The 20,150-nt window shown below is 71.6% G+C and carries 20 protein-coding genes; 11 read left to right on the top strand and 9 right to left on the bottom strand.

What is annotated here, in order from left to right:
• Window positions 1-89 precede the first annotated feature (89 nt).
• The 6 genes from AB0K67_RS12435 to AB0K67_RS12410 form a co-directional block, all read right to left on the bottom strand.
• Entirely contained in the window at window positions 90-1,907 is a 1,818-nt protein-coding gene (locus tag AB0K67_RS12435; protein ID WP_364057221.1) for a prolyl oligopeptidase family serine peptidase, read from the bottom strand.
• A 421-nt stretch (window positions 1,908-2,328) separates the two neighbouring features.
• Window positions 2,329-3,174 carry a glutamate ABC transporter substrate-binding protein gene (locus AB0K67_RS12430; protein ID WP_364057218.1) on the bottom strand — a complete coding sequence of 282 codons (846 nt, stop codon included), beginning with the start codon at window positions 3,172-3,174 and terminating at the stop codon, window positions 2,329-2,331.
• A 127-nt stretch (window positions 3,175-3,301) separates the two neighbouring features.
• Entirely contained in the window at window positions 3,302-4,219 is a 918-nt protein-coding gene (locus AB0K67_RS12425; protein WP_364057215.1) for an amino acid ABC transporter permease, read from the bottom strand.
• Complete coding sequence (locus tag AB0K67_RS12420; protein ID WP_364057212.1) at window positions 4,216-4,884, bottom strand: amino acid ABC transporter permease; 669 nt, start codon at window positions 4,882-4,884, stop codon at window positions 4,216-4,218. Before AB0K67_RS12420 ends, AB0K67_RS12425 begins: the two co-directional genes overlap by 4 nt.
• Window positions 4,885-4,941: 57 nt before the next feature.
• Complete coding sequence (locus tag AB0K67_RS12415) at window positions 4,942-5,796, bottom strand: glutamate ABC transporter substrate-binding protein (RefSeq protein ID WP_364057209.1); 855 nt, start codon at window positions 5,794-5,796, stop codon at window positions 4,942-4,944.
• Between the two features lie 34 nt (window positions 5,797-5,830).
• Window positions 5,831-6,586, bottom strand: a complete 756-nt coding sequence (locus AB0K67_RS12410; RefSeq protein WP_364057206.1) for an amino acid ABC transporter ATP-binding protein — start codon at window positions 6,584-6,586, stop codon at window positions 5,831-5,833.
• Between the two features lie 137 nt (window positions 6,587-6,723).
• Between AB0K67_RS12410 and miaB the strand changes: the two genes are divergently transcribed.
• The gene (gene miaB / locus AB0K67_RS12405; RefSeq protein ID WP_364057203.1) at window positions 6,724-8,217 is read left to right on the top strand and encodes a tRNA (N6-isopentenyl adenosine(37)-C2)-methylthiotransferase MiaB; all 1,494 of its coding nucleotides are present in this window, start codon (window positions 6,724-6,726) and stop codon (window positions 8,215-8,217) included.
• Window positions 8,218-8,412: 195 nt separating this feature from the next.
• On the opposite strand, the gene AB0K67_RS12400 is transcribed toward miaB, so the two are convergent.
• Window positions 8,413-8,865 carry a hypothetical protein gene (locus AB0K67_RS12400; protein ID WP_364057200.1) on the bottom strand — a complete coding sequence of 151 codons (453 nt, stop codon included), beginning with the start codon at window positions 8,863-8,865 and terminating at the stop codon, window positions 8,413-8,415.
• On the opposite strand from AB0K67_RS12400, the gene AB0K67_RS12395 reads away from it, so the two are divergent.
• The 4 genes from AB0K67_RS12395 to AB0K67_RS12380 all read left to right on the top strand — a co-directional run bounded on the left by AB0K67_RS12395 (window position 8,864) and on the right by AB0K67_RS12380 (window position 11,629).
• Window positions 8,864-9,160 (top strand): hypothetical protein, encoded by a 297-nt coding sequence (locus tag AB0K67_RS12395; RefSeq protein ID WP_364057197.1) that lies wholly within the window; start codon window positions 8,864-8,866, stop codon window positions 9,158-9,160. The genes AB0K67_RS12400 and AB0K67_RS12395 overlap by 2 nt on opposite strands.
• A gap of 108 nt (window positions 9,161-9,268) precedes the next feature.
• Window positions 9,269-9,856 carry a hypothetical protein gene (locus AB0K67_RS12390; protein ID WP_364057194.1) on the top strand — a complete coding sequence of 196 codons (588 nt, stop codon included), beginning with the start codon at window positions 9,269-9,271 and terminating at the stop codon, window positions 9,854-9,856.
• Between the two features lie 300 nt (window positions 9,857-10,156).
• Complete coding sequence (locus AB0K67_RS12385) at window positions 10,157-10,897, top strand: isocitrate lyase/phosphoenolpyruvate mutase family protein (RefSeq protein ID WP_364057191.1); 741 nt, start codon at window positions 10,157-10,159, stop codon at window positions 10,895-10,897.
• Window positions 10,898-10,972: 75 nt separating this feature from the next.
• Window positions 10,973-11,629 carry a hypothetical protein gene (locus tag AB0K67_RS12380; RefSeq protein WP_364057188.1) on the top strand — a complete coding sequence of 219 codons (657 nt, stop codon included), beginning with the start codon at window positions 10,973-10,975 and terminating at the stop codon, window positions 11,627-11,629.
• Here AB0K67_RS12380 and AB0K67_RS12375 read toward each other — a convergent pair.
• On the bottom strand, window positions 11,602-12,552 hold the full coding sequence (locus AB0K67_RS12375; protein ID WP_364057185.1) for a ribonuclease Z: 951 nt from the start codon (window positions 12,550-12,552) through the stop codon (window positions 11,602-11,604). The genes AB0K67_RS12380 and AB0K67_RS12375 overlap by 28 nt on opposite strands.
• A gap of 1 nt (window position 12,553) precedes the next feature.
• On the opposite strand from AB0K67_RS12375, the gene AB0K67_RS12370 reads away from it, so the two are divergent.
• The 6 genes from AB0K67_RS12370 to AB0K67_RS12345 are packed head-to-tail and all read left to right on the top strand — an operon-like array spanning window position 12,554 to window position 18,700.
• A complete protein-coding gene (locus AB0K67_RS12370) occupies window positions 12,554-13,078 on the top strand; it encodes a methylated-DNA--[protein]-cysteine S-methyltransferase (protein ID WP_364057182.1) in 525 nt (174 codons plus the stop codon).
• 13 nt (window positions 13,079-13,091) lie between these two features.
• Window positions 13,092-13,997 carry a tRNA (adenosine(37)-N6)-dimethylallyltransferase MiaA gene (miaA, locus tag AB0K67_RS12365; RefSeq protein WP_364057179.1) on the top strand — a complete coding sequence of 302 codons (906 nt, stop codon included), beginning with the start codon at window positions 13,092-13,094 and terminating at the stop codon, window positions 13,995-13,997.
• Between the two features lie 9 nt (window positions 13,998-14,006).
• Window positions 14,007-14,819: a diaminopimelate epimerase gene (gene dapF / locus AB0K67_RS12360; RefSeq protein ID WP_364057176.1), complete on the top strand. Its 813-nt coding sequence runs from the start codon at window positions 14,007-14,009 to the stop codon at window positions 14,817-14,819.
• A gap of 48 nt (window positions 14,820-14,867) precedes the next feature.
• Window positions 14,868-15,623 carry a hypothetical protein gene (locus AB0K67_RS12355; RefSeq protein ID WP_364057173.1) on the top strand — a complete coding sequence of 252 codons (756 nt, stop codon included), beginning with the start codon at window positions 14,868-14,870 and terminating at the stop codon, window positions 15,621-15,623.
• Between the two features lie 19 nt (window positions 15,624-15,642).
• Complete coding sequence (locus AB0K67_RS12350) at window positions 15,643-17,919, top strand: tetratricopeptide repeat protein (RefSeq protein WP_364057170.1); 2,277 nt, start codon at window positions 15,643-15,645, stop codon at window positions 17,917-17,919.
• Between the two features lie 22 nt (window positions 17,920-17,941).
• The gene (locus AB0K67_RS12345) at window positions 17,942-18,700 is read left to right on the top strand and encodes a glucose 1-dehydrogenase (RefSeq protein WP_364057167.1); all 759 of its coding nucleotides are present in this window, start codon (window positions 17,942-17,944) and stop codon (window positions 18,698-18,700) included.
• 310 nt (window positions 18,701-19,010) lie between these two features.
• Here the strand turns inward: AB0K67_RS12345 and AB0K67_RS12340 are convergent, their stop codons facing one another.
• Window positions 19,011-20,006 carry a helix-turn-helix domain-containing protein gene (locus tag AB0K67_RS12340; RefSeq protein WP_364057164.1) on the bottom strand — a complete coding sequence of 332 codons (996 nt, stop codon included), beginning with the start codon at window positions 20,004-20,006 and terminating at the stop codon, window positions 19,011-19,013.
• Between the last annotated feature and the right edge of the window lie 144 nt (window positions 20,007-20,150).

Below are 20,150 nucleotides of genomic sequence, written 5' to 3'. Positions count from 1 at the left end.
GGCCTGCGCCGGATTCGCGCGCCCTCGCCTGAACCCCAGGCCGCCCCGGCCCGGCCCTGCCCTGTCCTGCCCTGCCGAGCCAGGGCGCGTCAGGCGAAGAGTTGCTGGTAGAACGCGAGTTCGGCAGCCAGGGCGGCGACGCGGGTCTCCATACGGCGGAAGCCGTGCGACTCGCCTTCGAACGCGAGGTACGTGCACGGCACGCCACGTTCGGACAGCGCGTCGGCGAACGCCGTGGACTGCTGGGGCGGCACCACGGGGTCGTCGAGGCCCTGGAGGAGCAGCATGGGGCAGGTGACGCCGTCGACGAGGGCGAGGGGTTCGCGGCTCGCGTACACCTCGGGGTCCTCCGGCCCCACCAGCCACTCGACGTAGCGTGACTCGAAGTCGTGGGTGTGGGCGATGAGCGGGCCGAGCGCGCTCACCCCGAAGTACGACACTCCACCCGCGAACACGTCGGACCTGCAGCAGGCCGCCATCACGGTCCAGCCGCCCGCGCTGCCGCCGCGCACGGCGATTCTGGCGGGGTCGGCGAGGCCCTCGGCGGCCAGCCATTCGGCGGCGGCGACGGTGTCGGCGACGTCGACCAGCCCCCACTGGCCCTTGAGCCGGTCGCGGTAGGCCCTGCCGTAGCCGGTGGAGCCGCCGTAGTTGACGTCGAGCACGCCGATGCCGCGCGAGGTCAGGAACGCCTTCTCCAGGTCGAGCCCGGTGTCGGCGTGGGCGGTCGGACCGCCGTGCACGAAGATCACGTAAGGGGGCGGGCGGTCGTCGGCGGCCTCGGGGTGCGGCGGGTAGAGATAGGCGTGGACGTCGCCTCCCACCCGTACGGCCTGGGGCAGCGGCAGGTAGGAGGGGTCGGGCAGGGCGGCGGTCTCGCCGGTGAGACGCCGGTGGCCGCCCGTGGCGGTGTCGACGGTGACGACCGAGCGGGGCGTCGTGGCGGCGTGCCCGATGCCGGTCACCGTGGTGCCGTCGGCGGCCAGCGCCGCGTCCCAGCCGGTGCAGGGCGTCTCCAGGTCGGTGAGCGTGCCCCGCTCCGGGTCGAGCAGGCCGAGCCGCAGGTCGCCGCGCCCGTGCAGGACGGCGAGGCGGCCGTCGTCGAGCGCCGCGTACGGCATGCCGCCCAGCCGCCACGGCGGCAGCGTGAACTCCTCCTCGGCCGGCCACAGCGCCCGTGCGTCCTCGCCGCGCAGGCCGATCTCGTAGAGGTTCCACCAGCCGGAGGCATCGGAGACGAGGTAGAGCCGCGAGTCGTCCTTCCAGCTCGGCGACAGCACGGACTCGTCGGGGCCGCCGCGAACCGTCCAGGTCTCGCCGTCCGCCAGGCGGGTGACGCGCAGCTCGGTGCCGTTCCACGGCATGCGCGGGTGGTCCCAGCAGACATAGGCGAGGTGCCGCCCGTCGGGGGACAGGGCGGGGGAGGCGTAGAAGTCGCAGCCGGTGGCCCGATCGCGGATCTCGCCGCCGTCGAGCGGGATGGAGACGACGGCCCGGGTGATCTTGCCGTCCTCGCCGTGGCTCTCGCGTACGCACCACACCTGGCCGTCGCGCACCACCAGGTCGGCGTAGCGGGATCCCTCCTCCGTGAGGGGTTTCGGTTCGCCGTTTTCGCCCAGAACGTAGAGGCGCTGATCCTTGAGGTTGGCGAACACCACCTCGCCCGCAGGGGTGACCGCGTAGGGGCGGCCGCCGTACTCGTGGACCCGGGTGCGCGCGCACCACGGGGCGGGCAGCAGGTCACGGCGGGTGCCGTCGGGGTCGCGGCGCACGATCGCGGTGCGCCCACCCTCGTCAGGGCGGTCCTCGGTCCACCACACCCGGCCGTCGCGGGCCGTGGGCCAGCCGGGACGTACGCCGGCGGCGGCCACGTCTCTGGTCGAAATGGGGGAGGGCCAGAAAGGCATACCCGCATCCTGCCGGAAGATCGCCGGGAGTGCGGGCCGGTCCTCACAGTTCAGCGCACGTTCCACGAGATCACCCACCCCGTGAAGCCGAGATCACCCACCCCCTGGATGCCGTCCCGCCCTTCCCGGAAGGGACCGCCGGTGGGGTGGGGTTGTGGGCGGCGAGGTCCCGGCGGGGGTGTGGGCAGGGAGTGAGGTTCCGGGGTGGAGTCTTCGGTGGGTGTGTAAGTGGGGGGCGCGGGTGGGGGCCGTGCGTGGCGAGGTCCCGGCGGGGGCGTGGGCAAGGAGTGAGGTTTCGGGGTGGAGGTGCCGTCGTAGGGACGCGGGGGCGGTGTGTGCCTCGGCGGGTGCGCGGGTCGGGGCGTGCGAAGGCCCCGGGTGCGACCGGCGTCGAGGTGGAGGTCTCGGCGGGTGCGCGGGGTCAGGGGCAGGAGGCGGAGCGGGGGAGGGCGGACGGGAGCGCGAGGTTGGTGCGGCCGAACCACTTGCGCAGCAGCCGGGTCGTCGTGCCGTCCCGCCACATGGCGGCGATGGCGCGGTTGACGGCCTGGCAGGTCTTGATGTCGCCCTCCTTCAGGCCCACCGCCCACGGCTCGTCGCTGATCGGCTGGTTGAGCAGCCGGAACCGGCCGGGGGAGCGCGCCGCGTAGCCGGCCAGGATGAGGTTCTCCGTGCTGACGGCGTCCAGCAGGTTGTCCTGGAGCTTGCGCACGCACATGGAGTAGTTGGCCGCGGGCACGAGCTCGGCGGGCAGGTCCAGTTTGCCGTCGGGCGGCGGGTCCACGATCCGCCGGTACGAGTTGGAGCCCTCGGCCAGGCAGATCCGCCTGCCGCGCAGGTCGCGGACGCTCTGGATCCGGGGATCGGCGGCGCGGACCATGGTGTCCTGATTGACGATCACGTACGGCCCGGCGAACGTCACTTTGGGCTTGCGCGACTCGATGATCGAGTACGATGCCACGATCATGTCCACGCTGCCGTTCTGCAGCAGCGCCTCGCGGGTCGACGACGGCGACTCCCGCCAGGTGATGTCGACCTTGGCGCCGCCGGCGAGATGACGGACGAGGTAGCGGGCGACGTCCACGTCGAAACCCTGCGGTTCGCCGTCGCCGGTGCGCAGGGCGACGCCGGGCTGGTCCCACTTGGTGCCGACGACGACCTTCCGGGTGTGCTTGATCTTGTCGAGGACGGTGAGGTCCGGGCCTCCGCTGCTACAGGCGGTCAGGCCGACCGTCACGGCCGCCGCCGCGAGCACCACCACGCGCATGGAATACGGTAACCCGCCCAAAAGCGAACAGACGGCGCATAGCAGTTTCTTGACCATCTTTGGAACGCCGGAAAAGCCGGAGCCCCCGGCGAGGCGCTCGCCGGGGGCTCAAGGTAGGGCCTCTGTCTCACTCCACGGGACGGTCGGGGGCCATGCCACCGCCCTCGGTGCCCTGGCCCGCGGCCACGCCCACCTCGGCGGCGCCGGGCGCGGCGACGGGGGCCGCCGCCGTCTTGCGGCTGCGCCGGCTGCGCCGCTCCAGCCAGGTGGCCAGGTAGCTCAGCGACAGGTTCAGGGCGACATAGATGATGCCGATGACGATCGCCGCCGGGATCAGCGTGCCGAAGAGCGCGGCCGGCAGGATCTTGAAGCCGGTGTTGAGCAGGTCGACGTAGGCGATGATGTAACCGAGCGCGGTGTCCTTCAGCAGCACCACGAGCTGGCTGACGATCGCCGGCATCATCGCCGTGACGGCCTGCGGCAGCAGCACCAGCCGCATCACCTGGTTCTTGCGCATGCCGATCGCGTACGCCGCCTCCGACTGCCCCTTGGGCACCGCGTGCACGCCCGCCCTGACCACCTCGGCGAGCACCGAGCCGTTGTAGAACATGAGGCCGAGCACGACGGAGATGAACGCGTAGTCGCCGCCGCCGAACAGCTGGGGCGCCAGGTAGAAGATGAAGAAGATCAGCAGCAGCAGCGGGATCGCCCGGAAGACCTCGACCACGACGCCGGCCGGGATGCGGATCCAGGCGTGGTCGGAGAGCCTGGCCAGGCCGAAGATCGCGCCGAACGCCAGCGCCAGCACTGCCGCCACGGCCGCCGCGCGCAGCGTGCCGATCAGGCCCGGGATGATGTAGACCTGCCAGGTGTTCCACTCCAGGAACGGCGCCCAGATCTTGCCGTCGAACTGGTCCTTGGCGTCGAAGCCTCGGTAGACGCCGTACAGGACGGCGAGCACCGCGACGACGCTGATAACGGTGAGGCCGTGGTTGCGCAGCCGGCCGCGCGGCCCGGGAGCGTCGAAAAGTACGGAGGTGCTCATCGGGCCACCGCCAGTCGCCGGGCCAGCCACCCGGTGAAGAAGCCGATCGGCATCGTCAGCGCCATGAACGCCACGACGATGCCGAGGAAGATCGGGATGGACGCGCCGGTCTGGTCAAAGGTGATCTTCATGACCGCCGCGGAGTCGAGGAGGTAGCCACCGGCCGTCGCGACCGTGGTGTTCTTGATCATGGCGATGATCACGCTGCCGAGCGGCGCGATGACCGAGCGGAACGCCTGGGGCAGGATGATCAGCCGCAGCGACTGCATGAACGTCAGCCCGATCGCCCTGGCCGCCTCGGCCTGCCCCAGCGGCACCGTGTTCACGCCGGCGCGCAGCGCCTCGCAGACGAAGGCCGCGGTGTAGACCGACAGGCCCATCGACACGATCCAGAACGAGTTGGTCGTCGGCGTCTCGGAGAACACCAGGCCGAGCTTGTCGCTCAGGCCCAACGCCGAGAAGGCCAGGACCAGCGTCAGCGGGGTGTTGCGCACCACGTTGACATAGATCGTCCCGGCCGCTCGCAGTACGGGGATGGGTGAGACCCGCATCGCCACCAGGATCGTGCCGAGGATCATGGAGGCGACCCCGGCCACGAGGGAGAGCTTGATGTTCTCCAGGAATCCGAGCGCGAGGTCGGGGCCGTACTTGATGAGTTCGTCCATTGTGCTCCACCGCATAGATAGCGGCGGCCGGAGCACCGGCCGCCGCTCTTGGTGAGATCAGGCGCAGCCCTCGGCCGGCGGCGCCTCCGTCGAGAGGTTGAGGCCCTGGATACCGCCGAACCACTTGTCCAGCAGCTGCTTCATGGTGCCGTCGTCCCACAGCTTCTTGATCGCCGTGTTCACGGCCTCACAGGTCTTGGTGTCGCCCTTCTTCAGGCCGACGCCGTACTTCTCATCCGTGAAGCCCTGGCCGAGCACCTTGAAGTTGCCGCCGGCCTGCTTGGCGAAGCCCGCCAGGATCAGGTCGTCGGTGGTGACCGCGTCGAGGTTGGAGCCCTGCAGCTTCTGCACGCACTCGGAGTAGTTGGCGGCGTCGACGGTGGTGGCGTCGATGTCGAGCTCGCCGTCCGGTGGCGGGTCGGTGATGCGCTTGTAGGAGTTGGAGCCCGCCGCCTTGCAGATCTTCTTGCCCTTGAGGTCCTGCGGGCTGTTGATCGAGGTGTCGTCCTTGCGGACCATGACGTCCTGGTGCGCGATGACGTACGGGCCGCCGAAGGTCACCTTGCCCTTGCGCTCCTCGGTGATGGAGTACGTGGCGAAGATGATGTCGACCGTGCCGTTCTGGAGGAACGGCTCACGGTTGGAGGAGGCCGACTCCTTCCACTCGATCTTCACGTCCTTGCCGCCGGCCACCTCCTTCAGCACGGCCTTGGCGACGTCGACGTCGAAGCCCTCAGGCTCGGCGCCCGTCTTCAGGCCCAGGCTCGGCTGGTCCCACTTGGTGCCGACCACGATGGTGGCGCCACCGGCGATCTTGTCGGCCACGGTGGCGTAGTCGCCACCGCCGCCGCTGTCGCCGCCGCAGGCCGCGAGGCCGGCGACCATGGCCGCCGCCGCGAGCACTGCTCCCATTCGACGCATGTGCATGTGTTCCCTGCCTTGATAGTCAGTGCGTGAGAATCTTCGAAAGGAAGTCACGCGCCCGGTCAGTCTGCGGGTTGGTGAAGAACTCGTCGGGAGTGTTCTGCTCCACGATCTGCCCGTCGGCCATGAACACGACCCGGTTCGCGGCCCTGCGGGCGAATCCCATCTCGTGCGTGACGACCACCATGGTCATCCCGTCACGCGCCAGCCCGATCATGACATCGAGCACCTCCTGGACCATCTCCGGGTCCAGCGCGGAGGTCGGCTCGTCGAACAGGATCATCTTCGGGTCCATGGCCAGCGCCCTGGCGATGGCGACCCGCTGCTGCTGGCCACCGGAAAGCTGGGCCGGATATTTGTCCGCCTGAGCGGCGATGCCCACGCGTTCGAGAAGCTCCATCGCGCGCTTGTCCGCGGCGTCCTTGGCGACTCCGCGCACCTTGATCGGCCCGAGAGTGACGTTCTCTCTGATGGTCTTGTGCGCGAACAAGTTGAACGACTGAAAGACCATGCCGACTTCGGAACGCAGCTTGGCGAGCGCCTTGCCCTCCTGCGGCAGCTCCTGGCCGTCAAAAATGATCTTTCCGTCGCTGATCGTCTCCAACCGGTTCATCGTGCGGCACAACGTCGACTTGCCGCCGCCCGAAGGGCCGATGACGACCAGAACCTCGCCACGAGAGACGGTCAAGTTGATGTTCTTCAGGACGTGCAACGACCCGAAGTGCTTGTTGACGTTCTCCAACTGGACCAGTGGAGTGGCGTCGCCGTTCTCCGTCATGGAGTAAAACGTAGAGGGCATTAGAACGCTGTGCACTAACCGAGCGGTACCGATCCGATCACATCAAGCCGTCAAGCTGGCCTTTTAGAACCGTACGGGCCTTGTCAAGCCCGACTGCGACTACTCTTGAACCTGCCATGACTGTGACCCAGGAGGGCGCCCGCACCTACGAAGTGCGCACATACGGGTGCCAGATGAACGTCCACGACTCCGAGCGGCTGTCCGGCCTGCTGGAGGAGGCCGGCTACGTGCCCGTCCCCGACGGTGAGACGGCCGATGTGGTCGTGTTCAACACATGCGCCGTGCGGGAGAACGCCGACAACCGCCTCTACGGCAACCTCGGCCACCTCCGCCCGGCCAAGGCCGGTAACCCCCGCATGCAGATCGCGGTCGGCGGCTGCCTGGCGCAGAAGGACCAAGGCGAGATCATCCGCCGGGCGCCGTGGGTCGACGTCGTGTTCGGCACCCACAACATCGGCTCGCTGCCGGTGCTGCTGGAGCGGGCCCGCATCGAGGGCGAGTCGCAGGTCGAGCTGAAGGAGTCGCTCGAGGTCTTCCCCTCGACGCTGCCCACCAAGCGCGAGTCCCCCTACGCCGCCTGGGTGTCGATCTCCGTCGGCTGCAACAACACCTGCACGTTCTGCATCGTGCCGTCGCTGCGCGGCAAGGAGAAGGACCGCCGGCCCGGCGACGTGCTCGCCGAGGTGCAGGCGCTGGTCGACCAGGGCGTGCTCGAGGTCACGCTGCTCGGCCAGAACGTCAACACCTACGGCGTGGAGTTCGGTGACCGGCTCGCCTTCGGCAAGCTGCTGCGCGCCTGCGGCGACATCGAGGGCCTCGAACGGGTGCGCTTCACCTCGCCCCACCCGGCGGCCTTCACCGACGACGTCATCGCCGCCATGGCCGAGACGCCCAACGTCATGCACCAGCTCCATATGCCGCTGCAGTCGGGCTCCGACCGCATCCTGCGGGCCATGCGGCGCTCCTACCGCGCCGAGCGCTACCTCGGCATCATCGAGCGGGTACGCGCCGCCATGCCCGACGCGGCCATCTCGACCGACATCATCGTCGGCTTCCCCGGCGAGACCGAGGAGGACTTCCAGGCCACCCTCGACGTCGTACGCCAGAGCCGCTTCGCCAACGCCTTCACCTTCCAGTACTCCATCCGGCCCGGCACCCCCGCCGCCACCATGCCCGACCAGGTGCCCAAGGAGGTCGTGCAGGAGCGCTACGAGCGGCTGGTCGCCCTGCAGGAGGAGATCTCCTGGGAGGAGAACAAGAAGCAGGTCGGGCGCACGCTCGAAGTGCTGGTCGCCGAGGGTGAGGGGCGCAAGGACGAGGCCACCCGCCGGCTGTCGGGGCGCGCGCCGGACAACCGGCTCGTGCACTTCGCCGTGGGCGACGAGACGCCGCGGCCCGGCGACATGGTGACGGTCAAGGTGACGTACGCGGCGCCGCACCACCTGGTCGCCGACGGGCCCGTGCTCGGGGTCCGGCGCACCCGCGCGGGCGACGCCTGGGAGGCCCGCCAGGGCGGCGGCCCCAGCACCTCCGGGGTGATGCTCGGCATGCCGACCATCGGTCGCCCGGCGCCGCTGCCCGCCGCGACGGGCGGCTGCTCGGCCCACTGACGTGCGCTCACCGGGGCCCGTCGGCCGCACGCTCGGCCGCGGCTGCTCGGCCCGCGTGAGGGCGGTGGCACGATGGCCGCGTTGGAGCGGCCCTCGGCCATCAGCGATCGGCCCGCGCGAGGGCGGCCGCACGGGCCGCACGTTTCTCCGTAGAGGGCGGCACCGGTTCGACGGTGCCGCCCTTTCGCGTGCCCTTCAGCGGGTGAGGCGGTTCAGCACGTCGTAGCAGGGGCCGCGGCGGAAGTCGTGGAACGTTGCACACGGGTCGGGCATGCCGGGGCGCGGCGCGGGCCGGGTCACCTGGGCGGGCGGGCCGGACGACGGCCTGACCGGGGCGATGGCCCGGGGTTCGACGGGCGGCCGGGCGGGCTCGTGAGCGGGGCGCGCGGGCGGCCGTGGCGGCGCCTGCGGGGCAGGTGAGCCCTGCGGGCGCTCCACGTCCTTGTGGGGCGGCGCGGGCGGCCGTGCCGTTCCCGGGAGGGGGAGGCTCTTGTCGTACGGCGGAGGGACGGGGGAGGCCAGCGGGCCGGTCGAGGGGACGCCGGGAGTCGCCGTACCCGCAGGGGCGTCCCAAGCCGGGAGGAGGTCGGCGGCGGGGTCCCACGGCGGGACGGCCTCGATCCAGGGCGGCGACAGCGGACCGAACATGATCGACGCCGGATGCTGCGATGAATGGATCGCTCCATTAGCGGGTGTCGGAGTTGATGTGGCGGTTTGTGTTCTGATCGACGCCGAGAGTGGCGAATCAGATGATTTTGATCTTGTGGAAAGCGGGGTTTCCCGATCCAATCCATGCCGAGTTTGCGATGATGGCTCCGGCGAGTCGGTGAATGCCAGGAAAATTCCCAGCATGGCGGTGACGAGTACCCCGAAGGCTCCGGCCATGGGCGCGAGCTGGGCGCGGCTACCTGGGAAAATGGATCTTTGGGGGGACAAGTCGTGATTCCTTTGTGATTGTTGTGCGAGCATTCGGCTGTTGCGGCTAGTGTGGTCCATCACCCGCGGAAGCCGGTGAGCTTTCCCCGATACGACCGCAGGGAGCTGTAACGTCATGCAAGATCCGAACCAGGCGGATCGTCAGGAGATCCTGTCCGGGCCCGGAGACGCCCGGCGCGATGAGTTGAATAGGCCGCGCAGAAACCGATCGACGAAGAACCACAAGAAGGCGACGATCCTCGCCGCCTCTGCGCTCGTCGCGTTGATCGCCGCCGGTGGCGCCGGTTATCTGCTGGCCAACGCCAACGGTGAGGTCGCCCCGCAGAACGGCGCCCGGCCGCAGACGTCCCAGAGCGCCGCCGACGACCTCCAGGGCGACGACGAGGCGACCATGGGTGACGTCAACGCCGACGAGGCGGCCGGTGACGGCGCCAAGGACCGGGCCGCCGACGCCCCGGCCGACGACGGCGTGGGCGACGTGGCCGACCCCGGCGTCGGCGGCGACCCGTCCGGCGACAGGAGCGGATCCGAGAACGTCGCCACCTCCCGCGGCGAGTCGGGCAACAAGGCGAGCGACGGCAAGAAGCCCGCTTCGTCCCCCACCAAGGCACCGCAGTCCGCCGGCGACGGCGGGCAGTCCGACTCCCCGGCCGACGGCCCCGCCGGCCTCGTCCCCGGGCAGTGCTCGAAGAGCGGCTGCTGACGCACCGAGCCCACCCCAGCCCGCCGGCGGGAGCGGCCCCGCTCGGCCCGGCGGGTGCGGTGGCCGGTGGTGGTGTGCGGCCAGAAGGCGGCTGGGAGCGGCTGTGCTCGCTCCCTACGCCCGGTCGGCGGGCTGCCTAGCCCCATTTGCCCGGATCGGTCCACAAGGCGGCTGAGAGGCGCTGAGCGGCTTCGCGCCGACGGCAGCGCGAAGCCGCCGGTTCGCTGAGCCAAGTGGCTCGACGGTTCTGGGGCGTACTGGACCTTCGGCGCGGGGCGTCCGGGTGCCTAGGGTCGGCGCATGACGACTGACAAGGCATCCGAGTTGCGCGCCCTGCACGTACCCGGACGCCCGCTGCTGCTGCCCAACGCCTGGGACGCCGCCTCCGCGCGGGCCGTGCGCGAGGCGGGGTTCCCGGCGGTGGCCACCAGCAGCGCGGCCGTGGCCCGCACGCTCGGGTACGAGGACGGCGAGCGTACGCCGGTGGCGGAGATGCTGGCGGCGATCGCCCGGGTGGCCGCGGCCGTGGACGTGCCCGTGACGGCCGACGTCGAACGCGGCTACGGGCTCAAGCCCGCCGAGCTGGCCGAAGGGCTGCTCGCCGCCGGAGCCGTCGGCTGCAACCTGGAGGACTCGCGGCCGGACACCGGCGAGCCGGTCGATCCCGGCGAGCAGGCGGAGTTCCTCGCCGAGGTGCGCGCCGCGGCGGGCCCAGGGCTGGTGATCAACGCCAGGGTGGACGTCTACCTCTCCGAGCGGCCCTCCCTGGAGGAGGCCGTACGGCGGGGGCGGCGCTACCTGGAGGCGGGGGCCGACTGCGTGTACCCGATCGGCGCGGCCGGCGAGGACGAGATCCGGGCGCTGGTGAGCGAGCTGGGCGGGCCGGTCAACGTCCTGTGCGAGCCCGGAACCCCGCCGCCCGCGCGGCTGGCGGAGCTGGGCGTGGCCAGGGTCAGCTTCGGCAGCGGGCTGCACCGGGCGGCCCAGGCGTACACGAAGGGGCTGCTCGCCGCCGTGGCCGAAGGCCGCAGCCCGCTCTGAGCGGGAGGCGCCGCGGCCCTTCGGTGAGCCGGTCCGGGTGGAGGCGGGCGGACCGGGGCTGAGTACGCTGGCGGCGTGCTTGTCGCCGCGGCCGTCTGCCCGCCAACCCCGCTGGTCGTGCTCGCGCTGCCCGGCCTTCGCTCCGCCTGCCATGACGCGATCGCGAGCCTGGCGGAGGCCCGTCCGGAGACGCTGATCGTGGTGGGCGGCGCCGAGACCACGGCCGCGTACGACGGTGACGCCGCGGGCACCCTGCGCCCCTGGGGCATCGACATGGAGACGCCGGGCGGCGGCGAGCCGGTGCTGCCGCTGTCGCTGACCGTCGGCCGGCTGCTGCTCGGCGACCGGACGCCGGACGCCCTGCGCTCCGTGGCGTTCGACACCTCCCCTGAGGAGTGCGCCGCGCTGGGCGAGGAGCTGGCGGACGGCCCCGGCAGGGTGGCGCTGCTGGTCATGGCGGACGGCTCGGCGTGCCTGGGCCCGCGCGCGCCCGGCCGGTACGACGAGGCGGCCGAGCCGCTCAACGACCTGATCGCGGGCGCCATCGCCGCGGGCGACCCGGCGCCGCTGGCCGCCATCGGCCCTGACGAGGCCGACCGGCTGTGGGTGAGCGGCAGGTCCGCCCTTCAGGTGCTGGCGGGAGCGGCGGGCGGGAAGACGTACAAAGGCCGCCTGCTCACGGCCACCGCCCCCTACGGGGTCGGCTATTTCGCCGGCTGCTGGGTGTCTTGAGAGCGCGGCCGATGGAGCGAAGGGGCGTGGCGGCGCTTGGGGACCGGGATCCTCATCAAATCCCTGGCCAGCACCACCTCGCCGTCGAAGTGCCTGCGCACCTCCTCGGTGAAGGCGGGCTCGTCGTCGAAGCCGTACCGCTCCGAGAAGTGAGTGAGCACCAGCCGCCGCACACCGGACTGGGCCGCCACCTGACCGGCCTGCTCCGCCGTCAGGTGCCCGTACTCCTTGGCCAGGGACGCCTCAGGCGTCAGGAACGTCGACTCGATCACCAGCAGGTCGGCCCCGGAGGCCAGCTCGAAGACGGCGTCACAGAGCCGGGTGTCCATCACGAACGCCACGCTCTGGCCCGGCTTGGGCACGCTGCACTCGGCGAGCGTGACGCCGCGCACCGACCCGTTGCGCTGCAGCTCGCCCACCTCGGGGCCGCGGATGCCGTGGGCGGCCAGCTTCTCGGGGAGCATGCGGCGGCCCGGCGGCTCCTGGACGCGGTAGCCGTACGACTCGACGGGATGTGACAGGCGGCGCGCGACGATCGGCGCGACCTCGGCCACCTCGCCGGAGACGGGGTGCTCGGAGATGACGTCGGTGTCGGCGAAGGCGGTGGCGTGGCGGAGCCTGTCCCAGTACGTCCCGCCGGAGGCGGGGAAGACGGCGCGTACGCGATGGCGTACCTTGTCCCGGGCGATCCGCTGTACGATCCCCGGCACGCCGAGGCAGTGGTCGCCGTGGAAGTGCGTCACGCAGATCCAGTGCACGTCGTTGGCGCTCACGCCCGCGTACGTCATCTGGCGCTGCGTGCCCTCGCCCGGGTCGAACAGGAAGCCCTGGCCGTCCCAGCGCAGCAGGTAGCCGTTGTGGTTACGGTGGCGGGTGGGGACCGCGCTCGACGTCCCCAGCACCACGAGCTCACGTGAGGACACGATGACCCCTAGCGAGGAGACGGTCGCCATCGCCGAGCTGCCCACGCCGGTGGGCGTGTTCTCCCTGGCCATGACCGAGACCGGTCTGGTGGCGTCGGGCTGGGGGACCCGAGCCCGGCTGGCGGGCCGGCTCGATCTGGCGGAAGTCCATGATGCGGATCGTACGGCCTCCGCCGTCGCGGAGCTGAAGGCTTATTTCGCGGGCGAGCTGAAGACGTTCGCGACGCCGATCGACTGGCGGCTGATGGCGGGCGCGCGGCTGCGGGTGCTCCAAGCGCTGCACAAGGTCCCGTACGGCACCGCCGTCACCTACGGCGAGCTGGCCAGGCTCGCGGGCTCCAGCGTGCCCGCCAGGGGCATCGGCTCGATCATGGGCTCCAACCCGATCCCGATCTTCATCCCCTGCCACCGGGTGGTGGCCGCGGGCAACGGGCTGGGCGGTTTCAGCGGCGGCGAAGGTGTCGAGACCAAGCGGTGGCTGCTGACCCACGAGGGCTACCTGCAGCCGACCCTGCTGGATCTCTAGCAGACTTGTCGGTGTGCGCCAGCAGCCAGTGATCGCCGTCGTGGGCCCCACGGCGGCAGGAAAGTCCGATCTCGCCGTCGACATCGCCCTCAGGCTGGGCGGTGAGTGCGTCAACGCCGACTCCATGCAGCTCTATCGCGGCATGGACATCGGCACGGCCAAGCTCACCCCGCAAGAGCGCCGCGGCGTGCCCCACCACCTGCTGGACATCTGGGACGTCACGGTCACCGCCAGCGTCGCCGAGTACCAGAAGCTGGCCAGGGCCGTCTTCGACGCCGTCGAGGTGCCCGTGCTGGTCGGCGGCAGCGGCCTGTACGTGCGGGCGGCCATCGACGACTTGGAGTTCCCCGGCACCGAGCCGGAGATCAGGGCCAGGCTGGAGGCCGAGCTGGCCGAGCGTGGCTCCGCGCCGCTGTACGAGCGGCTGCGCGAGCTCGACCCGGCCGCGGCCGCCGCGATCCTGCCCAGCAACGGCCGCCGCATCGTGCGGGCCCTGGAGGTGATCGAGCTGTCCGGCCGCCCGTTCTCGGCCACCATGCCGTCGTACGACGCGGTCTACCCGAGCGTTCAGATCGGCATCGAGGTGCCGCGGCCGGTGCTCGACGAGCGGATCGAGCGCAGGGTCGAGCGCATGTGGGAGGCCGGGCTGGTCGACGAGGTGCGCACGCTGCTCGGGCAGGGCCTGGCCGAGGGGCGCACGGCGAGCAGGGCCCTGGGGTACGCCCAGGTCATCCGCTTCCTGGAGGGGGAGTGGAGCGAGGAGCAGGCGAAGGCCGAGACGATCAGGCTGACCAGGCGCTTCGCCCGCCGGCAGGAGTCGTGGTTCCGCCGGGATCCGCGGGTGCACTGGCTGCCGTACGACGCTCCCGATCTTCTGGAGCGCTCCCTCGCGCTCATAGGCGGACACCCGTACGAATAAACTCCTAAGATGCGCTTTCTCAAGGGGCACGGCACCGAGAACGATTTCGTCATCCTGCCTGATCCCGGCGGTGAGGTCGATCTGTCGGCTTCGCTGGTCGCGAAGATCTGCGACAGGAGAGCCGGCATCGGAGCCGACGGCGTGCTCCGCGTGGCGCCCACGAAGCAGAGCCCGGAGGTGGCCGATCAGGCGGCCCAGGCCGAGTGGTTCATGGACTATCGCAACGCCGACGGCAGCACGGCCGAGATGTGCGGCAACGGCGTGCGGGTGTTCGCCCGCTACCTGCTGGAGGCCGGGCTCGCGCACGGCACGGAGTTCGCCGTGGCGACGAGAGGCGGCGTACGCAGGGTGCGCGTCGAGCCGAACGGCGACATCACGGTCGACATGGGCAAGCCCGTCGTCCACGGCGAGAGCGTGGCGACGGTGTGCGGCCAGGAGTACACCGGGCTCCACGTCGACATGGGCAACCCGCACCTGGCCTGCGCGATCGGCGACCCGGTCGCCCAGCTCGACCTCGACCGCCAGCCCGGCTTCGACACCGGCGTCTTTCCCGCGGGGGTCAACATCGAGCTGTTCAACCCCGTGGGCACGAGCCGGGCGGTCATGCGCGTCTACGAGCGCGGCTCCGGCGAGACGCGGGCCTGCGGCACGGGCGCGGTGGCCACGGCGGTCGCGGCGGCGGCCCTGAGCGGCGAGACCACGGGCACGTGGACGATCGAGGTGCTGGGCGGCACGCTGACGGTGATCCTGGACGAGGAGACCAGCTACCTGTCCGGCCCTGCGGTGATCATCGCCCAGGGCGAACTCACTATTGCAGAATGATGTTCTGGTAGGGGATGCTGAGTCCACATTCCGGACTGAGAGGTGGACATGGCGCACCCACGTACCACGGCGGCCCAGGTCAAGGGGCCGATCGGGCAGCTCGGCGGCGGATGGATGATCTCGCGCGAGGTCAAGGCCGTCTGCGACGAGTACGGCCTCGGCGGTCGCGAGTTCTACTTCCGCGGCCGCTGCGGCGTGCTCGGCGAGTGCGCGGCCGACGTCGTCACGTCGGTCGCGGTCTTCTTCCCGCCCGAGCACGTCGAGGAGAGCTGGAACGGCGGGCGCAAGCTCGCCACGGACCGCGCCGTCGAGCTGTACGCCGCCGCCTGCCACCAGTGGGCGCGGCGCAAGCTGGGCGATTACGACGGCTGCGCGAGGATCGCGGAGCTGCTGGAGCCCGTCATCGAGCAGGCGTCCCCCGTCGGCGCGCCGCTGTTCGCCGGCTGGCGGGCGGTGCCGCTGCCCGACGACCCGCCCGCCAGGGCCGTCCAGCTCATGCATCTGGTACGCGAGCTGCGCGGCGGCCTGCACGCCAACGCGGTGCTCGCGGCAGGGCTGCACCCCCTGGAGGCGACGCTGGCCGCCGACCACGACGCCACCCCCTTCGGGCGGCGGAGCGGGGAGGACCTGGCGCGGTTCTTCCAGTGGCCGGAACCGTATGAAAAGCCCGGTCCCGAGGTCGTCGCCAAGCGCGCGGCCGTGGAAGAGGCCACCGACGATCTCATGGCGGAGGTGTTCTCGGTCATGAGCGACGGCGAATCGGACGAGCTGATCGAGCTTCTGCGTTTTGGGCACGCTCGTTGACCTGGCAGACTGACTGCCCATGGACGTGGACATCTGGGCCTGGGTCGGCGAAACCCAGCAGCAGCTTTCCGAGGCGGGCAACGTTGGCCTCGCCATGGCGCTGGGAGACCTTCCCGCACAGGCTTACGAGGGCCGATACCCGCAGCTCGACGTCATGGCGCCGGCCATCGCCGGGCAGGCGGAGACCCTCCAGCTGCCCTGGCTCGAGTTCTACGCCCGCTACTGGCATCTGATGGGCCGCATCGGCGACCGCGCCCAGGGCGCGGTCGCGATCGACGACGCCAGGCAGCTCGTGGCGTTCGCTCAGCGCGAAGACGTACGCGACTGCCCGGCCACCCCCGCGGCGGCCGAGGCGATGGCCATCGCGCTGGCCAACGCCGACGGCCCCGGCTACGCCGCCGAGCGGCTGGAGACGCTCGCGCCCGTCATCGAGGGCGTCGGCCCGGACAACCCGGCCTTCTCCGGTCTCGTGACGCAGTACGTCGCGGCCCTCATCGACGCCGGCAAGCCGGGCGAGGCCGTCAGCTACGCGGAGTCCGCCGTCGAGCGGCTGCGCGCGGCCGGCCGTGAGGCGAGCTTCGAGCTGGGCGCCGAGAGCGCCCGTGCGCTGCTGGCCGCGGGCCGCGCCGAAGACGCGCTCACCGCGCTGCAGGCCGCATCCGGCTTCAAGCCCGACGACCCGGTGGCCAAGGAGCACCGCGACGGCGTGCGCAGGGCGCTGATCCTCGCCACGCTCGGCCGTACCGCCGAGTCCGTCGACGCGCTGCCCGACCTCGACGTCGTGGGCGACCACCCGCGCGTGTGGGTCGAGTGGACCCAGGCGGTCAGCAAGCTCGCGCCGTCCGGTGTGATCACCAACACCTGGCAGCTCGGCCGCGTCGTGCGCCAGTGGATCGACTACTTCGGCATGATGGGCGGCTACCGCGCCCGCGTCGAGCTGGCGCTGGTCGGCGGCGACCTCGCCATCGGCAGGAAGGGCGTGTGGCAGGCCAGGCTGCTCGCCGACCTGGCCGAGTCCGGCACCGCCGAGCTGCGCGAGACCGCCGGCCTGGCCGAGCGCATCGCCGCGCTGCGCGCCGCCGCCGACGCCACCGAGCCGCCGCCCGCTGAGGTGCCCCTGGAGGAGCGGGTCGGGCGCTTCGACGCCGAAGACGGCTTCAACGCCGACCCCGAGAAGTGGGTCGAATGGCTGGCCCCGCTGTCCGGCAGCGACATCGAGGCGACCCGCCGCCACACCACCACGCTCGGCTTCCTCGGCTACCCCGCCGCCGGCGCCGACATCTACTGGAAGATGCTGGTCGACACCGGCGAGATCGCCACGGCCCACAGCGACGACGTCGCCTACCTCACCACGCTGCTCATCGAGGCCCGCCAGGACGAGCGGCTCGAGCAGATGGCCGCCATGCTGCCGCACGCCGACCAGCAGTTCGCGCTCGCCCGCCTGCACAGCGCCCGCGAGCGCTGGCCCGAGGCGGTCGACGCGGCCGAGCACGCCATCGCGGCGGGGGCCGGCGTCGAGGCCCGCCGCCTGCTGGCCGGCGCCGCCCAGCAGATCGACCAGAACGCCAGGGCCGCCCAGGTGCTCGCCGAGGCCCTCGACGAGCTGACCGAGGAGGACACCTGGCGCATGATCGTCATGGCCACCTCGGCCGAGGACTGGGAGATCGTGCGCAAGGGCGCCGCCAAGATCGGCATGCCGCTCAAGTCCACCGAGGGGCCGATCGAGGAGGAGATGGGCCTCATCCGGCTCGTCCTGCCCGCGCCCGACGGCGGCCAGCGCCAGGTGCTGTCCATCCGCACCGGCCCCGCCACCGCCCGGCTCGCCCTGCCGCAGCCGCGCGGCATGGACTACAACGCCGGCGACCTCGTCGTCTTCGACCCGCAGCTGCTCGAGCCGGTGCCCGAAGACCCCGAGGAGCAGCAGAACTTCGTGCCGCCCTTCGCCGCGGTGCGCATGCTGCGGCCCGGCGGCTACACCAGCTACTTCTTCGACGGTGCCGCGCCGAGCGAGGAGGACTGGGCGGAGTTCACCGAGGTCATGGCCGAGCGCGGCTGGCCGATGTGGGTCTACAGCGACGAGAACTACACCGTCACCCACCCGAGCACCGGCGAGCCGCTGCCCGGCGTGTTCGGCTGGGTCGCGGTGCCGCCCAACGTCACGCCCGCCGAGGTCGACGCGCTGCTCGACGATGCCACCGAGCGCTGGGTCCACCCGCTGGCCTGGCTCGACCTGGCGCGCGAGATCGGCGTCGAGGTCGAGCGGCACGAGCGCATCGTGAAGGAATACGGGCTCTAGACCGATCGGAGGGCGGCCGGTGGTGCTGGAGCGGTTCCGGCTCGACGGCAAGGTGGCGATCGTCACGGGCGCGTCCTCGGGCCTCGGCGTCGCCTTCGCCCGCGGCCTGGCCGAGGCCGGGGCCGACGTGGTGATCGCCGCCCGCCGCGCCGAACGCCTGGAGCAGACGCGGCGGCTGGTCGAGGAGACCGGCCGCCGGTGCCTGGCCGTCCAGACCGACGTGTCCAAGCCCGAGGAGTGCGACGCGCTGGTCGCCGCCGCCGTCGAGGGCATGGGTGCGGTCGACGTGCTCATCAACAACGCCGGGGTCGGCACCGCCGTGCCCGCTCTGCGGGAGACGCCCGAGGAGTTCCGGCGGGTCATCGACATCAACCTGCACGGCACGTACTGGATGGCACAGGCGTGCGCGCGGGTGATGCGGCCCGGCTCGTCGATCGTCAACATCGGCAGCGTGCTCGGCGAGACCACGGCCGGGCTGCCGCAGGCCGCCTACAGCGCCTCCAAGGCCGGCGTCGTGGGTCTCACCCGCGACCTGGCCCAGCAGTGGACGGGGCGGCGCGGCATCCGGGTCAACTGCCTGGAGCCCGGCTTCTTCGCCTCGGAGATGACCGAGCAGTACAAGCCGGGCTACCTCGAACGCATGACGGAGGCCCGCGTCATCATGGGCCGCGCCGGCGACCCGGCCGAGCTCGTGGCCGCCGCCGTCTTCCTCGCCGGCGACGCCTCGTCGTACATCACAGGCGTCACCCTGCCCGTGGACGGCGGCCTCCTCCTCACCTAGCGGCCCGCGGCTCGAAGACGAAGCCGACGCCCGGAGCGCCAGCGGGTGGCCAAGACCACCTTCCGGCGATGCAGGGCCTCACGATCGCGTTCCGCCCGGTTGCGCATCGCGATGGGAGGGAGAATCCAGCGCTCTGGAAGGCGGTCCCTCAGCGGGATAGCAGGATGTCTATCCGGTGTGCCGGCCGGACCTGCGGCGGTCAGGGTGCGGGCCGCAGCCGATGGTCGTAAGGGGCCGCATGCATCGCCTCGCGACCGTGAGAGGGCGCGGGCTGCGGCCCCTGGCCGCCGGAGGGTGCGGCAGGTGGTCGTCAGGGGTCGCGGGCGAGAAGTTTGTTCTGGGCGGCGAGGTAGCCGGCGTGGAAGCGGGTGCGGGCGCCGAGGCGTTCGGCGAGCACCTGGACGCGGCGCTGCACCGTACGGGGGCTGAGGCCGAGCTGGCGGGCGATGGCGTCGTCCTTCATGCCGGCGGCCAGCAGGGCGAGGACCTCGGTGTCGGACGGCGAGGGCCAGGACTCGGTCTCCAGGCCGTCCTCCGACAGCCGTAGCGGTACGGCCGCCCGCCACAGCGTCTCGAAGAGCCCGACGAGGGCGTCGAGCAGCGCCGACGGGTGCACGACCAGGGCGCTCTCCACCGCCTGGTCCTCGTCGGAGACCAGCGGGAGTATCGCGGTCTGGGCGTCGGCGATGGCGAGCTTGACGGGCACAGGGCCGAGCCGGGCGAGTTCGCCGTCGGCGACGGCGCGGCGGGTGTGGGCGAGCATGCCGGGCTGCTCGAAGGCGAGCGGGCTGTAGATGCCGCGCGTGACGGGCGCGCCACGGCGGGCGGCGCGGCGGCGGTTCTCCTGATCGTCGCTGATGTCCACCGCGTACGGCGGATGCACCAGCACCAGCAGCTCCTGGGTGGCGTTGCGTTCGAGCTGGAGGTAGCGGCGGGCGACGGCGTCGCGCCCGGTCACCACCTCGAGTACCTCCTCAGGGTGCGGCCCGCCGCGGTCGGCGACCTCGGTGGCGAGGAGCGCGGCGGCGGCCCTGCTGTGGGTGAGCTCCTCCTGGCGGCGGGCGACGAGGATGTCGATGGCGATGCTCGGCGGCGTGGCGACCAGGCGCAGCGGACGGCCGGCCACGCGGGAGACGAGGCCGAGGTCCTCCAGTCTGGGCAGCATGCGGCGGATGGCGCCGGCGGACGAGCCGGTCTCCGCCCCCAGTTCGCTCAGCGTGGCCGGGCCGTGCCGCAGCAGTGCGCGGTAGGCCGTCTCCTCGGCCGCCGTGACACCGAGCCCTTCCAGTAAGCGCCGCTGCGCCATGGTCTCGTGACGCCCCCTCCCCGTGCGATGATCCGAGGTCAGCGTACTGGTACGCCCGCTGTGGATGATCACATTTCGCGGCGTTCGTCCCCCGGCGGATCGCGCACCGAAGGTGACTCTTGTACCGGCGGTCCCGGGAATCTA

Origin of the sequence: Nonomuraea sp. NPDC052634, from assembly GCF_040678535.1 — a bacterium.
Classification (GTDB): domain Bacteria; phylum Actinomycetota; class Actinomycetes; order Streptosporangiales; family Streptosporangiaceae; genus Nonomuraea; species Nonomuraea fastidiosa.
The sequence above is the reverse complement of the archived record's forward strand: the minus strand, read 5'-3'. Positions and strand labels throughout refer to the sequence as shown.

Bases quoted from the DNA above. Each gene is read 5' to 3' on its own strand.
- miaB (WP_364057203.1), top strand. From the start codon at position 6,724: ATGACTGTGACCCAGGAGGGCGCCCGCACCTACGAAGTGCGCACATAC.
- AB0K67_RS12370 (WP_364057182.1), top strand. From the start codon at position 12,554: ATGACCCCTAGCGAGGAGACGGTCGCCATCGCCGAGCTGCCCACGCCG.
- AB0K67_RS12415 (WP_364057209.1), bottom strand. From the start codon at position 5,796: ATGGGAGCAGTGCTCGCGGCGGCGGCCATGGTCGCCGGCCTCGCGGCC.
- AB0K67_RS12430 (WP_364057218.1), bottom strand. From the start codon at position 3,174: ATGCGCGTGGTGGTGCTCGCGGCGGCGGCCGTGACGGTCGGCCTGACC.
- AB0K67_RS12340 (WP_364057164.1), bottom strand. From the start codon at position 20,006: ATGGCGCAGCGGCGCTTACTGGAAGGGCTCGGTGTCACGGCGGCCGAG.
- AB0K67_RS12355 (WP_364057173.1), top strand. From the start codon at position 14,868: ATGGCGCACCCACGTACCACGGCGGCCCAGGTCAAGGGGCCGATCGGG.
- AB0K67_RS12425 (WP_364057215.1), bottom strand. From the start codon at position 4,219: ATGAGCACCTCCGTACTTTTCGACGCTCCCGGGCCGCGCGGCCGGCTG.
- AB0K67_RS12410 (WP_364057206.1), bottom strand. From the start codon at position 6,586: ATGACGGAGAACGGCGACGCCACTCCACTGGTCCAGTTGGAGAACGTC.
- AB0K67_RS12400 (WP_364057200.1), bottom strand. From the start codon at position 8,865: ATGTTCGGTCCGCTGTCGCCGCCCTGGATCGAGGCCGTCCCGCCGTGG.
- AB0K67_RS12420 (WP_364057212.1), bottom strand. From the start codon at position 4,884: ATGGACGAACTCATCAAGTACGGCCCCGACCTCGCGCTCGGATTCCTG.
- AB0K67_RS12350 (WP_364057170.1), top strand. From the start codon at position 15,643: ATGGACGTGGACATCTGGGCCTGGGTCGGCGAAACCCAGCAGCAGCTT.
- AB0K67_RS12395 (WP_364057197.1), top strand. From the start codon at position 8,864: ATGATCGACGCCGGATGCTGCGATGAATGGATCGCTCCATTAGCGGGT.
- AB0K67_RS12435 (WP_364057221.1), bottom strand. From the start codon at position 1,907: ATGCCTTTCTGGCCCTCCCCCATTTCGACCAGAGACGTGGCCGCCGCC.
- dapF (WP_364057176.1), top strand. From the start codon at position 14,007: ATGCGCTTTCTCAAGGGGCACGGCACCGAGAACGATTTCGTCATCCTG.
- AB0K67_RS12385 (WP_364057191.1), top strand. From the start codon at position 10,157: ATGACGACTGACAAGGCATCCGAGTTGCGCGCCCTGCACGTACCCGGA.
- AB0K67_RS12390 (WP_364057194.1), top strand. From the start codon at position 9,269: ATGCAAGATCCGAACCAGGCGGATCGTCAGGAGATCCTGTCCGGGCCC.